At 48.3% G+C, this 13,725-nt stretch carries 13 protein-coding genes; 8 read left to right on the top strand and 5 right to left on the bottom strand.

The genetic code is table 11. From position 1 onward, the window contains the following. Positions 1-3 precede the first annotated feature (3 nt). The gene (ald, locus tag ACKX14_RS00740) at positions 4-1,128 is read left to right on the top strand and encodes an alanine dehydrogenase (RefSeq protein ID WP_422443673.1); all 1,125 of its coding nucleotides are present in this window, start codon (positions 4-6) and stop codon (positions 1,126-1,128) included. 95 nt (positions 1,129-1,223) lie between these two features. Here the strand turns inward: ald and ACKX14_RS00745 are convergent, their stop codons facing one another. From ACKX14_RS00745 to ACKX14_RS00755, 3 genes are all read right to left on the bottom strand, one after another. After that, positions 1,224-2,948 (bottom strand): ATP-binding protein, encoded by a 1,725-nt coding sequence (locus ACKX14_RS00745; RefSeq protein WP_422443674.1) that lies wholly within the window; start codon positions 2,946-2,948, stop codon positions 1,224-1,226. Then, on the bottom strand, positions 2,945-3,631 hold the full coding sequence (locus ACKX14_RS00750; protein ID WP_422443675.1) for a response regulator transcription factor: 687 nt from the start codon (positions 3,629-3,631) through the stop codon (positions 2,945-2,947). The genes ACKX14_RS00745 and ACKX14_RS00750 overlap by 4 nt, the downstream gene beginning before the upstream one ends. An 82-nt stretch (positions 3,632-3,713) precedes the next feature. Further along, positions 3,714-4,493 (bottom strand): polysaccharide deacetylase family protein, encoded by a 780-nt coding sequence (locus tag ACKX14_RS00755; RefSeq protein ID WP_422443676.1) that lies wholly within the window; start codon positions 4,491-4,493, stop codon positions 3,714-3,716. Between the two features lie 158 nt (positions 4,494-4,651). Between ACKX14_RS00755 and ACKX14_RS00760 the strand changes: the two genes are divergently transcribed. From ACKX14_RS00760 to ACKX14_RS00770, 3 genes are all read left to right on the top strand, one after another. After that, on the top strand, positions 4,652-4,951 hold the full coding sequence (locus ACKX14_RS00760) for a hypothetical protein (RefSeq protein ID WP_422443677.1): 300 nt from the start codon (positions 4,652-4,654) through the stop codon (positions 4,949-4,951). 3 nt (positions 4,952-4,954) lie between these two features. Next, positions 4,955-5,230, top strand: a complete 276-nt coding sequence (locus ACKX14_RS00765) for a TMEM165/GDT1 family protein (protein ID WP_422443678.1) — start codon at positions 4,955-4,957, stop codon at positions 5,228-5,230. A 128-nt stretch (positions 5,231-5,358) separates the two neighbouring features. Then, positions 5,359-6,996: a Na/Pi cotransporter family protein gene (locus ACKX14_RS00770; protein ID WP_422443679.1), complete on the top strand. Its 1,638-nt coding sequence runs from the start codon at positions 5,359-5,361 to the stop codon at positions 6,994-6,996. A gap of 89 nt (positions 6,997-7,085) precedes the next feature. Here the strand turns inward: ACKX14_RS00770 and ACKX14_RS00775 are convergent, their stop codons facing one another. Continuing rightward, positions 7,086-9,773, bottom strand: coding sequence for a UPF0182 family membrane protein (locus ACKX14_RS00775; RefSeq protein ID WP_422443680.1), 2,688 nt, complete (start codon positions 9,771-9,773; stop codon positions 7,086-7,088). 151 nt (positions 9,774-9,924) lie between these two features. Beyond that, positions 9,925-10,071, bottom strand: coding sequence for a hypothetical protein (locus ACKX14_RS00780; RefSeq protein WP_422443681.1), 147 nt, complete (start codon positions 10,069-10,071; stop codon positions 9,925-9,927). A 142-nt stretch (positions 10,072-10,213) separates the two neighbouring features. Between ACKX14_RS00780 and ACKX14_RS00785 the strand changes: the two genes are divergently transcribed. From ACKX14_RS00785 to ACKX14_RS00800, 4 genes are all read left to right on the top strand, one after another. Then, complete coding sequence (locus ACKX14_RS00785; RefSeq protein WP_422443682.1) at positions 10,214-10,915, top strand: ZIP family metal transporter; 702 nt, start codon at positions 10,214-10,216, stop codon at positions 10,913-10,915. Positions 10,916-10,955: 40 nt separating this feature from the next. Further along, positions 10,956-11,411: a HutP family protein gene (locus ACKX14_RS00790; RefSeq protein WP_422443683.1), complete on the top strand. Its 456-nt coding sequence runs from the start codon at positions 10,956-10,958 to the stop codon at positions 11,409-11,411. Positions 11,412-11,748: 337 nt separating this feature from the next. Beyond that, positions 11,749-12,798 carry an ABC transporter substrate-binding protein gene (locus tag ACKX14_RS00795; RefSeq protein ID WP_422443684.1) on the top strand — a complete coding sequence of 350 codons (1,050 nt, stop codon included), beginning with the start codon at positions 11,749-11,751 and terminating at the stop codon, positions 12,796-12,798. Positions 12,799-12,816: 18 nt separating this feature from the next. Continuing rightward, positions 12,817-13,722: an ABC transporter permease gene (locus ACKX14_RS00800; RefSeq protein ID WP_422443685.1), complete on the top strand. Its 906-nt coding sequence runs from the start codon at positions 12,817-12,819 to the stop codon at positions 13,720-13,722. Positions 13,723-13,725 lie beyond the last annotated feature (3 nt).

A 13,725-nucleotide genomic window follows, 5' to 3' on the forward strand; every position in this document is an offset into this window, starting at 1 on the left:
AAAATGATAGTTGGTGTTCCAAAAGAGATAAAGGCCCAGGAGAACCGCATCGCCATGACCCCTGCCGGTGCCGACGCCTTTATAGCGGCCGGCCACAGGGTCCTGGTTGAAAAAGGCGCCGGTGAAGGTGCAGGTTTTTCCGATGACAGCTTCAAGGCTGTCGGTGCGGAAATCGTCCCCAGTGCCGCCGATGTGTGGGCAAGCAGTGACATGATAGTTAAGGTCAAGGAACCTCTCCCCTCGGAATACAGGTACTTCAGACCCGGCCTGATACTCTTCACATACCTCCACCTGGCTCCTGAACCGGAATTGACCAAGGCTTTGATGGACAAAAAAGTGGTGGCAATAGCCTATGAAACCGTGCAAAAAGCTGACAGGAGTCTCCCTCTACTTACACCCATGAGTGAGATTGCGGGCCGCATGGCTGTGCAGGTAGGTGCCACTTATCTCGAAAAAATTCACGGCGGCAAGGGCGTATTGCTGGACGGCGTCGCCGGCGTCCCCCCGGCGTCGGTGGTTGTGGTCGGCGCCGGTACCGTGGGCACCAGTGCTGTTAAAAGGGCCGTGGGTGTAGGCGCCAGGGTTACGGTTATCGATGTGAACATCGACAGGCTCCGCTATCTTGAAGATATTTTCCGCAACAGCATCGAAACCCTCTATTCCAACAGGTTTAACCTGTTCGAAGCCGTAAGCCAGGCAGATCTGGTGGTGGGGTCGGTTTTAATACCGGGAGCCAAAGCCCCAAAACTCATTACCGAAGAAATGGTTAAGAACATGAAACCCGGCAGCGTAATAGTTGATGTGGCCATCGACCAGGGCGGCTGTGTGGAGACCATAGATCATCCCACGACTCATGCGGACCCCGTATTCGTAAAACACGGAGTCGTGCATTATGCCGTAGCCAACATTCCGGGCGTAGTTCCCCGCACATCAACCCTAGCCCTGACCAACGCCACACTTCCTTACGCGCTTAGAATAGCCAACAAGGGCTGGAAACAGGCGATCACTGAAGATCCGGCCCTTGCCCGGGGGGTTAATGTGCTGGATGGCAAGGTAACCTACGCCGCGGTAGCCGCCGCTCACAATCTGCCCTATTATCCTCTTGAGGACGTGCTGAAAAATATGTAAACAATGTGTCCACAAAGAAACCGGCACGCCGGAGTTTTTATCCCGGTATGCCGGTTTCCTGCCTCTTATAGTGTATTGCTATTAACACTGGATAATTACGGAATTACCGGAAGAGTAAAGTAAAATTCGGTCCCGCCGGCGGGGTGGTTTTTTGCAAAAACCCTGCCTCCATGGGCCTCAACAATATTTTTGACTATGGCAAGACCAAGCCCTGTACCTCCCTTGTGGCGGGCTCTGGACTTGTCCACCTTGTAAAACCTTTCCCATACAAAAGGCAGTTCATCTTCAGGAATGCCCGGCCCCTGGTCTTTGACCGAAACCATAACCCCGCCGTCATTTGTCCTCGCTTTTATAAGAATTTCCTTGCCGTTTTCCGAATATCTCAAAGCGTTGTCGATGAGGTTAATAAGCACCTGCTCTATCCTGTCCTCGTCGGCCATCACCAGCGGTAATTCCTCGAATTCGGTCTTTAATACAATACCCTTTTGCTCGGCAATTGGAGTAACTTTTTTTATGACTCTCTCGGTAAGGTGTCGTATAGAAATCTTATCCTTCTTTAAGTTCAGGTGACCCGTTTCTATTTGAGTCAGGTCTAAAAGCTCATTCACCAGCCGCCTCAACCTCAGGGTTTCCTCAAGGATTATATTCAAATATTTCTTTTTTTCCACAGGGTCTTCCACCATGTCGTCAATAAGGGCTTCTGTATATCCTTGCAGGTAAGACAGGGGCGTCCTGAGTTCATGGGAAACATTGCCCACAAATTCCCTTCTCAAATGTTCCAGTTTTCGCTCCCTGGTTACATCCTGCAGGACCGCCACCACCCCCCAGAGTCCCAGGTCTTTGTCCATAAGGGGGGCCAGCCTGACGCTAAGCACCCTGCCGTTTATTTTAATTTCATCTTGTAACGAGCTTTTTGTATCCTTTACTTTTTCGAGAAATGGGCTTAAAACCTGGAACCCTTTGTCTTCCGCATTCTGTTCCGAGTCGCCCCGCAAGAGCTCTTCCGCCTGGGGGTTGGCCATAAGCACGTTCCCGTCGTTATCAAAGGTTATTACGCCGTCGGTCATGCTTAAAAGGACGTTCCTCAGTTGATCTTTTTCCTGGGAAAGGGCGTTGATGTTCTTTTTCAGGGCGTCGGACAGGTAGTTGATGCTTTTGGCCAGTGTTCCTATCTCATCGTCGGACAGCACCTCCACCCTTCCCTCAAAATCTCCCTTCGCCATACCCTCGGCAATTTTCTTCATCTGCACCAGCGGCCTGGAGATGGACCTGGACAGGAAAAAGCTCAGTCCGGTAGCCACCAGCACCGCTCCCGCGGCGGCCATCATCACCAGACGCCTGATCTCCCAGATGGAATTCTGAATCGATGCCATGGGAGAATACAAAATAAGCCCGCCTATCACCTCTTCATCGGTTTTTATGGGAAGAGCGACCGTCAGCATAGCGGCACTGAACTGGGGCATGTATCCCTTGTGAACCACAATGCGGCCTTTCAGGACTTCGGCGAATTCCTTGCCATCCAAAACCATACCTTTAAATTTTAGAAGGTTTGAGCTCGCCTTGATGAGACCCTGGCGGTCCACCACCACCGCATGGGCATTGATGAATTTGCTTATATCAAGAAGCTCCAGGGGATCGACCCCCTGCAAAATAAGTGCGATGAGTTGCTGGCCTTCATTTATCATCTCATTTTTCCTTATGTCAAAATAGAAGTCCTCAAACAGGCTGGATAGGACCAGCGTGGAAAACAAAAGGGTTACAATTGTAAGAAGAATCATATATAACCAGAGTTTTCCGATAATGCTCTTCCTGAGATTCACTTTATCACCTCAAACTTATAGCCGACCCCCCAGACGGTACTTATATACGAGGCGGCCTTGCTCCGGCCCAGTTTTTCCCTTAACTGCTTTATATGGGTGTCAACGGTCCTCAGGCTGCCGAAGAAGTCATAACCCCACACTTCTTCTAGCAACTTCTCACGCGTGAATACCTTGTCCTTATTTTTGGCAAGGAAGTATAAAAGGTCAAATTCCTTGGGAGTTAAATCCACTTCCCTGCCGTCCACCTTTACCGTCCTGGAAGCGGGCACTATTATGAGATCAGGGAAGCTGAGGGTTTCGTCGGTCTTTTCACGGGGGCCCAGGCGCCTTAAAAGAGCTTTTACTCGGGCCGTAAGCTCCCGCGGGCTGAAGGGTTTTACCACGTAATCGTCGGCACCCAGTTCAAAGCCCAGCACCTTATCAAATTCTTCCCCTCGGGCGGTTAGCAAAATGACGGGAATATCGGATTTTTCCCTTATTTGTCGGCATACGGTCCACCCGTCCACCACCGGAAGCATTATGTCCAGGATTACAAGGTTATATTTAGACCTTGAAAGCATATCCAGCGCCTGCTGGCCGTCATAGGCCTCGTCCACGGAGTATCCTTCCTTTTCCAGGTAAAGCCGCACCAGCTCGACCATCCGCTTTTCATCGTCCACCACGAGTATCTTTATATCATTCATTTTCTTTCCCCCTAAAAGAAAAGGCCAAGAAAATCTTGACCCAGAATTCCTACTAATATTATAGATTTTACTCTATTTTTCGTCAACTCTTTCTCATTTCACCGGTAGATTTGTCGATATAATAATCTCCCTTTATCAAAAGTTGAGAAACGGGTACGATTTCGTATCCCTGCCTTTTTAATTCATTTATAATGGGTTCCAGGGCCTCCGCCGTGTGCTTCCCGTTGTTGTGAAACAGCACTATAGAACCGGGCTTTACTCGTTTCATCACCCTGTCGTATATGGCGCCGGCGCTTAAATCCTTCCAGTCCAGTGAATCCACGTCCCATTGAATTACATAATAACCCAGTTCATTGGCGGTGGTTATGAGAGTGTTGCTGTAGTCACCAAACGGCGGCCTGAACAATGTGGCGTTCTGGTTTGTGAGCTCTTTTATCTTATCATGGGTGGCGCTTAACTCTTCTATTATCTTGCTTTTGGGGAGACGGCCCATACTGGGATGGGTGGCCGAATGGTTGCCTATCTCATGGCCCTCCCGGGCGATGCGCCTGGTCATATCCGGGTATTTGTCCATCCAGAATTTCACAAGGAAAAAAGTTGTCTTGATGTTATGCCTTTTCAATATTTCCAGCAGTTTTGGGGTAATGTCGGAACCCCAGGCCGCGTCAAAGGATATGGCCACTTTTTTCTCACGGGTCTCAACCCTGTAAATCGGCACCAGGCGGTCGGCACCGGCAAAAACACCGACAGCCTTCGGCAAAAAGGCGCAAAAATGAGAAAAAGCCACGGCAAATACGGTTGTCAGGCAGATAAACCATGTAACAACTCTTTTATTAAAACACAATCTCCTTATTGGCTCCACCTCCCATTCTCACCTATATATACTTATTCATTGAAAAATTTTCTTATGATAATTGGCGGGAGCCGTGAAAACTTTTTATGTAATGAATCTCATTAATGTCGAATATGTGAAACTCAACCGGAATAAAATTTATTAAAAGCATTGGGAGGTGTGCCTAAATGGTATCCGCAAGACAGAGAAAAGGAGTTGTAATGGGAATAATATGGGGCTTAATGGCATGGATACCGTATTATACCGATTACCTGGATTCTTTTCGGGAAATTCTGGGTATCCCGGCCGCCCTTGGCTTAAACCTTGAACTGGCTTTAAACCGGGGCGACGCCTTTGTTTTCAGCATTTTACTTGGAGCAGGCATGGGATTTGTCTTCGGCAGCACCGTTGATTTTTTCAGAACCAGCGTAAAAATAATCGGCCTTTTCCCCGCAAAAAAAAGAAGGCTCCTCAGGAGGGGGTTGTAAGCCTTGCTCCTGTGGAAAACCTTCATAACGACCTTCACACTGGTTTTTCTGGCGGAACTGGGGGATAAAACCCAGCTTTCCACAATGCTGATGGCGGCACATAATGAATCGTATATCAGCGTATTTCTTGGAGCGTCTCTTGCCCTAATATCGAGCACATTGATCGGCGTATACCTGGGGGCGGTTATATCCAGGTCCTTCCCTATTTATTATATACATCTCGGCGCCGGGATCGCCTTTATTATTATCGGCATCCTGCTTATAGCACAGAAAATCTAATACGCATATTTTAATTGTGGCATTACGCAAAAGGCGTGGAGTTAAGACAAACTGTGTAAATTTTAATGCAAATATGCCAAGATTTTGTTATAATATTTTGAGGAAAAAAACAGGGGGAGAGGATTTTTTTGTCCGCAGATTCTATATTTACACTATTCGGTGGACTGGGGCTGTTCATTTACGGGATGAAGCTCATGGGTGAAGGCCTGGAAAGGGCAGCCGGAGACAGGCTAAGAAACCTCCTGGAGCTTCTCACCAGAAACAGGATTCTCGGAGTCCTGATCGGAACACTGGTCACCGCCATCATCCAGAGCAGCAGTGCTACTACGGTAATGGTTGTGGGCCTGGTTAACGCCGGTCTCATGGACCTCATGCAGGCCATCGGCGTCATCATGGGAGCCAACATAGGAACCACCATGACGGCTCAACTCATCGCCTTCAAATTGACCAAGCTGGCGCTTCCGTCTATAGGCCTCGGGACGGCCGTTTTCATTTTCGGGAGGCAGAAAACACAAAAATTCATCGGACAGGTAATACTGGGATTCGGCCTTTTATTTTTTGGAATGCAGACCATGGAGGTGGCTTTAAAACCCCTGGCCGGGATGCCGGGATTCGTCAGTTTTATGGCAAATTTCGGTAAAACTCCTTTGTTAGGCGTGTTTGCAGGATTTATTACCACCGGCATCGTCCAGAGCAGCAGCGCCACCATAGGCATCCTTCAAGCCCTGGCGGACCAGGGTGTTGTCAACATTTCCATCGCATTGCCCATCCTTTTCGGTGACAACATTGGGACATGCGTGACAGCCCTTCTTGCAAGTATCGGCGCCAACATCACCGCCCGAAGAGCGGCCCTGCTTCACCTCACCTTTAACATAATAGGAACTTTAATATTTTTATTGATACTTCCCGTGGTCCAGGTGCTCATAAGTTACACCTCTTCCGACCCCGTGCGCCAGATCGCCAATGCCCACACTTTTTTTAATGTAACAAACACCATCATTCAACTACCCTTCGCCTTCCTTCTGGTCAGACTGGTTACATATCTCATCCCGGGCAATCCCGATGTAATAGAGAGAGGCGTGAAATATATAGACGATAGATTGCTTGAAACTCCTTCCATCGCCATGGTTCAGGTAAAAAAAGAAATCTCCCGCATGGGGCAATTATCGCTGGAGACATTAAAGGATGCCATAAACATTTTCCTGTATTATAACGAACAAAAAGATAAACTTGCCAGGGAAAAGGAATCGGTCATCAATGAGCTTGCCCGGGAAATCACCCGTTATCTTGCGCTTCTTTCCCGCCAGTCCTTGCCATCAGACGAATCCAACCTCATTACAAACATGATCAATGCCGTAAACGACATGGAAAGAGTGGGGGATCATGCCATGAACATACTGGAGCTGGCGGAGTACAAAGATGAACACCGCCTTCCCTTCAGCAACGAAGCTCTGAAAGAACTGGTGGAAATGTCCGCCAAGGTGCAGGAAACCTTTTCCCTTGCCGTTGAGGCATTTTCAAATTACGATAAAAATATTGCCAGTAAAATCGTGGTGAACGAAGAAGAAATTGATAACATGGAAAAGGAACTAAGAGCCCACCACATAAAAAGGCTCAATGAGGGGAAGTGCAATCCGAGTTCCGGCGTGATATATCTTGATGTGTTGAACAACCTGGAACGTGTAGGCGATCACGCCTTCAACCTGGCCTCCTATATCCTTCATATCGATAAAAATTATAAGGATTTAACCAAATTGATTAAATGATAATGATAAGGAATATAAATTCCAAGGGCGACAAGTTAAAAACCCTGCGATTTCGGAACCGCAGGGTTTTTTATTTCAATCAATGCTTTTTACGGCTTTCCGGAAAGTTTTTTAAGAAGTACCCCCAGCTCGTTTATCTTCTGCCCGTACGTGGCCCAGTCGCCTTCTCTCTGGGCTTTTACGGCCTCATCGTATAAAGTTGCGGCGCGTTTTATCATTTCATCTGCAGTCATTTCCCCGGCGGGAACCACCGGCGCCGCCCTTTCCGCGGCGGGCTCTCCAAAAATCCTGGCAACGGCCGCCTCAAAGGTCCTTTCCATGACCACATGCTCGCCGTATGCCACCACAACCCGGGATAACTCGGGCAGCTGGCTCTGTTCCCCCTGGATGAATACGGGCCTTACGTAAATTATGGAACCGTCCACGGGCAATACCAGCAGATTGCCCCGGATAACCCGCGAACCCCGCTGGTCCCAGAGGGTCAACTGCTGGGATATCTGGGAATCCTGATTTATCCTGGCTTCTATCTGCATGGGGCCGTAAACCGTTTTATCCTTCGGGAACAGGTACAGCACTATCTTCCCGTAATTTTCCCCGTCACATCTTGCAGCCATCCATGCCCGCATGTTTTCAATGGTGGCGGGGGTAAATGGAAGCATTAAAACCATCTCGGGCTTATTTTCTCCAGGCAGCTGCAAAATGGTGTAATACGGCTCCATCTTTTGTCGTTCGCTGCCGTATATTTCATCCGGTATCTGCCACACATCCTCCTTATTATAAAAAACCTTTGTATCCTCCATGTGATACAGGGTATAAACCCTGGCCTGAATCAAAAACAGGTCCTCGGGGTATCTTATGTGGGCTTTTATCTCTTTCGGCATCCGCTCCATAGGCTTAAAGACGCCGGGAAAGATGGCGGCATAGCTTTTTATTATGGGGTCGCTTTTATCCGCCATATAAAAATCCATGGTTCCGTTGTATGCATCTATAACGGCTTTCACTGAATTTCTTATGTAATTTATGCCTTCAACCGGTTCCGAATAGGGATACCGGTCCGTCACAGTGTAACCGTCTATTATCCAGTACAGCCTGCCGCTTGCCACCACCAGGTAAGGGTCAATGTCAAACCTTATAAAAGGAGCAACTTTTTTTACCATGGTCTTTATATCCCTGTCGAACAAAATCCTGCTGTCGGAGTCAAAGTTTGTGGAGACCAGAAGCTTGTAGTCCCCAAAACGTATGGCAAAAAGCAATCGGGACCAGAAATTTATCGGTATACCTCCCGTACCGCTGTATTCCGTATATGCATTGGTTTCTCCGGATGGGTAGTCAAATTCTGGTGTTCTGGAATTCACCACCACGTATTCCCTGGTGAGTTCCCCGAAGTATATCCTCGGTTCTCTTATTTTCAGTGAAGGGTCGCCCGAAACCGGAGGAATATCTTTTATGAAATAATTGGGGAGGCCCTCGGCGGATACGGAATTGACCGGGCTCATCACCAGGCCGTAGCCGTGGGTGTACTGCAGTCGCCGGTTTATCCATGTATTGGCGCGCTCTTCCGGAAGCCTTCCCTGATCCAGCTCCCTGGCGGCCAGCATAACCTGGCGAATCTCGCCGTTTATCGTGTACCTGTCCACATCCACCTGGGCGAAATTGTAGTAAGGCCTTATCCGCTGAAGCTGGTTGTATGTCTGCTGTAACGGCCTGTAATCCCAGAGCCTCAGGGTTTTAAGAGTGGGACTATTAAATATGACCTCCGGGTTTACCGTCTCCTTGACCGGATAAACCTTCCTTTCCACCCTATCAAGGCCGTACGCCTTTAAAGTGAATTCAATGTTGGTCTTCAAAAAAGGTTCCTCTTTAACAAACTCATTGGGGGTTACCTGCAGCTTCTGCACCAGATTCGGATATACCCCCTGTAAGACTATAGAAGCGGCGATGAAAACTCCCAGGGTCCACACCAGCATTGCCGGCCTTTTAACGGCCAGATTTACCACCAGCAGGGCCGCAAGGACCAGCGAAAGAGCCATCATGATCTTTAAGGCCGGCAGGACCGCATGGACATCGGTGTAACTCGCACCAAAGGCCACCCCCCTGGGAGAATATAAAAGGTTATACATAGACAACCGGTAGCCGTAAGCCTTTAATACAAAAAACAGGGCCATAAGAAAAACCACCTGTTTTTCCCGGGCCAGCAGGTCAAGCCAGCTGCCGGGACCTTCCTCAATGTGTGCCATTAAGAATAAGGCGGCCACGGCCACCATGGTCATTACAACCGTGGTAATTGCAAGTTCGTAAGCTTCTTGATAAAAGGGCAGCTTGAATACATAAAAACCTATGTCTTTCTTAAATAATGGGTCGGAAATCCCAAATGAGGATGGGTGCAAAAATTTCTGAACCGTCAGCCAGTAGGAAGAAGTAAAGGCGGTAAAAATTGCGGCCAGGATAAAACTTGCGGCAAGTAAAAAGCGTTTCACCCACCTGCCGGTCAGCACCGCGGAAAGCGCATCGTTGACCACACCCTCCCTGTATTTATAACTCAATGCTCTGGAAAGTTTTCCGCCGGCCGTAAGAAGGTTTATGTATATAAAGAAAAAAAATAAGACGCCGCTTGCAATCCTTACTACCCACCGGGAATAAAAAATCGTCCAGAAAACATTCAAAAAACCCGTGGATTTATACCACATAATTTCCGTAAGGAAGCCAGCACCCAGCGTTAAAACCGCTGCAAGCACAGCTATAGCGGCAATCAAAAAATAACTCACAGGTCTGTTCATATATGCATCTCCCTTCCCCAGTTTTTTTCCGCGCCGGCTTTCGGGATTATCTCCTTTGAAAAAGGTTATATTATAGTATGAGTAAATATATTCCATTTTATTTTAACACAAATACCATGGTACTTTAAAGAAAAAATAAAAAAGAGCAAGGTTATTCACCCTGCTCCTTTGTCGATTTTTCTTGTTCTTCTTTTTCTTTTTCTACCACTTTTCGTCCACAGTAAGGGCACGTCCAGACTTTCAAGTCTGCAGCAGAATAGGAGCGTTTGTTGCAATATGGACATGTAGTATACGGCAAAATAAACCCCCCAAACTTTCTTGTGTAACCCTGTGACCAAACTTCGCTTCGCTCTGATATGTTTTATTAATTCCCCAAAATTTTCTTAAATCCTTCCTGCAGACCATATTTTTTAAAAAATTTTTTGGACGGGTGAGAAGGGATGAATACCTTTTTTAGAATATTTTTTTACAGTTCCATTTCGGGCGCGGCAGTGCTGATCGGCGGCTACCTTGGAACAAAAAAAATCCCGGACAAACTGCTGGCATTCGTGCTTACATTTGGTTCGGGTGTGCTTTTGTCGGTGCTCTCGTTCTCGCTCATGCATGAAGCTTACCGCCAGTCCGGACCAGTCTATACTTCTCTTGCGTTTCTTGCGGGCGGTATATTCTTCTATATAATAGAGGGCCTTCTGACAAAATATGTGGCTCCAGGCACCGGGATGATACTGGGAACAGCGCTGGATGACCTTCCGGAGGCTTTAAGCATGGGTATCGGATTCGCCACAAAAAGCGGGCGGTTGGGAGTGGTCCTGGCCCTATCCATTTTTTTGCACAACATCCCCGAGGGCATATCCTCCACCCGCGATCTCGTTGACCGTGCGCGACTTTCTTCCAGCGCCGCCATGGTCCTGGCTTTAATCATCGCTCTTTTAGACCCCCTGGCGGCCCTCACCGGCTATTACATCCTGAGAAACCTGAGCGAAATCTGGCTTGGAATGATCATGGCCTTTTCCGGAGGGTCCATACTGTTCATGACCGGGACAGACATGATACCCAAAGCTCACAGGATTGGAACCCGTCTGGAAAATATCGGCATACTGGGGGGATTTCTCGCCGCCTTCTTATTGAGCCGTTTGATGTGATGCGGGGTGAAATATGCTATAATAATATAAAATGGATAAAATGGACAAAAAGGTAAGTCGTCATGGAGGTGGTCCTTTGGAAAGCATCGATGTGGCCAAGATCGCCGTTAAGATGGCCCTTTCCACCCGCAGCGAGGAGCTGGAGCTGAAGCAGATCTATGCCAAAATGCATGTGAAGGTAGCCGCCGTAGATTTTGGCGGCGACTTCATAAACTCTATCAAAAAGATCATCGAGAGAGCCGTGGTCGCCGCCAAACGGGAAGGAGTAATCGAAGAGGAAACCCACGTGCTGGAAGGCGCCGTGGTGGGCGCCACCCGGGAGGCCCTTTCCCAGGTTATGCAAAAGGCTCTGGGACTGAATGTTGGAGGCAAAATCGGCATTGCAAGGTGGGGTGAGCACATCAGCGTGGCCATGTTTTTCGGGGTGGGATTTTTGAACCTCAACGAAGTGGTCATCGGCCTGGGGCACAGGTCTATCCCAAATTTTAACGAATAACAGGCTTCATCATACGAACTTTACAGCCTTACTTGCATATTTTTCAGATTTACATAAAAACTTTATTTTACCGCAAACCCTCTTTATCACCATTGGTTAGGATAAAATTTTCACAGGTCAAAAAGCCTGAAAACGACAGCCGCACATAGAAAAAAAGACCCTGCCTCCTTTCACGAGCTTTTTGATTGACAACAAAGACCGGTAGTTGTATAATAAAACCAAAGTAAATCGGTAGGACGGTAGTATGGTAGGAGAAACAGTGTTTTCAGCACTCTTACCGGAGTGTTTTTTATTTTTCTCCCCCATGCTTACCGGCACAAAAAGGGGGTCATTTGTTTTGAAGAAGTTCTTGGTGTTATCGCTGGTTTTGCTCCTTTCCTTATCATTTGTGGTGGCCGGTTGCGGCGGCCAAAAAGCCGGCAGCGACACAAATGCCGGCAGCACCAGTTCCAGTGCAGGTTCCGAAAGCAAGACTTCCACTTCAAATCAAAAGACCTTCAAGATCGGCATCTCCCAGTTTGTTGAACATCCCGCGCTGGACGCTGCGCGGAAAGGATTTATAGACGGTCTTAAAGAAGCCGGTTTTGAAGAGGGTAAAAACGTGACATTTGAAGTGGAAAACGCCCAGGCGGATTTTCCCACAACCCAGACCATCGCCGACAAGTTTGTGGGAGAAAAGGTGGACATGATCCTGGCTATAGCCACACCTTCCGCCCAATCGGCAGCCAACGCCACGAAAGATATTCCCATTTTGATTACCGCGGTAACCGACCCGGTTTCAGCCGGCCTTGTTAAGAGCCTGGAAAAACCCGGTACCAACGTCACGGGCACCACCGATATGAATCCCATTAAGGAACAGCTGGAACTTTTAAAGGAAATTCTTCCTTCCGCAAAAAATGTCGGTATCTTATATAACGCGGCCGAGGCCAACTCCAAGGTGCAGGTGGAAATAGCCAGGAAAGCGGGGCAGGAGTTGGGGCTTACCCTGCATGAAGCCACAGTGGCCAACAGCAGCGAAGTAAATCAGGCTGTCCAGACCCTGGCGGGTAAAGTGGACGCGATATATCTCCCCACCGATAACACAGTGGCTTCTGCCATCGGCGCCGTTGTGAAGGTTTGCAACGACGTTAAAATCCCTGTTATCGGTTCCGAAAGAGGCATGGTTGAGGGCGGAGCCCTGGCCACCCTGGGAATAGACTACTACCTGCTGGGCAAACAAACCGGCCGAATCGCCGCACGGGTTCTGAAAGGGGAAAATCCCAAGGATATCCCCGTGGAAGGTTCAAAGGACCTGAAGCTTATAATCAATAAAAAATCCGCCGATGCTCTCGGCGTTAAAATCCCGGAATCCGTTATGTCGAGGGCGGATGAGGTTTTGGATAAATAATCCGAGGTGTGTTGACAGATGTGGCAAAATATGCTGCTAAAATCCCTGGAACAGGGCCTGGTCTTCGGGATTATGGCCCTGGGGGTATATATCACATTTAAAATACTAAACTTCGCAGACCTTACGGTAGATGGAAGCTTCCCTCTAGGAGCTGCAGTGGCCGCCTCGCTTATTGTGGGCGGCCAAAGCCCTTTTGTTGCGACGACGGCAGCCGTTATAGCCGGAGCCGCGGCCGGGTTCGTGACGGGTTTTTTAAACACCAAAGCAAAGATCAGCGACCTCCTGGCCGGAATTCTTACGATGACTTCCCTTTATTCGATTAATTTAAGGATTATGGGTCGTCCCAACATCCCGTTATTGAACCAGCCCACCGTTTTTTCTTTTATAGAAGTCTTTATGAAAAAATATTTTGCAGGTTTTCCCCTTACTTACATCTATCTCGCTGTGTTTATTATAACTGTCTTTATAATCAAGTTTTTACTTGATGCTTTTTTAAAAACCCAGCTGGGTTTTGCTTTGAGGGCCACAGGCGACAATCCCCAGATGATCCGCAGCCAGGGCGTAAACACCGACCTTACAAAGATAATCGGGCTATCCCTTTCAAACGCCTTAACGGCACTGGCGGGCGCTTTGGTGGCCCAGTACCAGGGATTCGCCGATGTGGGCATGGGAATCGGCACAGTAATAGCCGGCCTTGCTTCGGTGATAATTGGCGATGCATTGCTGGGAGAAAGGTCCATTTCTATTGGAACTCTCGGTGTCCTTTTCGGTTCCTTTTTATACAGGTTCAGCATTTCCCTGGTGCTGTCCTTCAGGCTGGCCCAGGCTTCGGATTTGAAATTGCTTACCGCAGTGGTGGTGATCGTCGCTCTCACCGCCCCGAGATTTAAAAAGGCCTTTAAATTGACCGCGGAAAGGAGGTAGTTC

Origin of the sequence: Thermorhabdus hydrogeniformans, assembly GCF_049310025.1 — a bacterium.
GTDB lineage: Bacteria > Bacillota > Thermosediminibacteria > Thermosediminibacterales > Tepidanaerobacteraceae > JBJYKD01.

What these genes read in the sequence shown, in the direction of transcription:
- ACKX14_RS00800 (WP_422443685.1), top strand. Translation starts at nt 12,817, where the DNA reads ATGTGGCAAAATATGCTGCTAAAATCCCTGGAACAGGGCCTGGTCTTC.
- ald (WP_422443673.1), top strand. Translation starts at nt 4, where the DNA reads ATGATAGTTGGTGTTCCAAAAGAGATAAAGGCCCAGGAGAACCGCATC.
- ACKX14_RS00750 (WP_422443675.1), bottom strand. Translation starts at nt 3,631, where the DNA reads ATGAATGATATAAAGATACTCGTGGTGGACGATGAAAAGCGGATGGTC.
- ACKX14_RS00775 (WP_422443680.1), bottom strand. Translation starts at nt 9,773, where the DNA reads ATGAACAGACCTGTGAGTTATTTTTTGATTGCCGCTATAGCTGTGCTT.
- ACKX14_RS00790 (WP_422443683.1), top strand. Translation starts at nt 10,956, where the DNA reads ATGGACAAAAAGGTAAGTCGTCATGGAGGTGGTCCTTTGGAAAGCATC.
- ACKX14_RS00785 (WP_422443682.1), top strand. Translation starts at nt 10,214, where the DNA reads ATGAATACCTTTTTTAGAATATTTTTTTACAGTTCCATTTCGGGCGCG.
- ACKX14_RS00760 (WP_422443677.1), top strand. Translation starts at nt 4,652, where the DNA reads ATGGTATCCGCAAGACAGAGAAAAGGAGTTGTAATGGGAATAATATGG.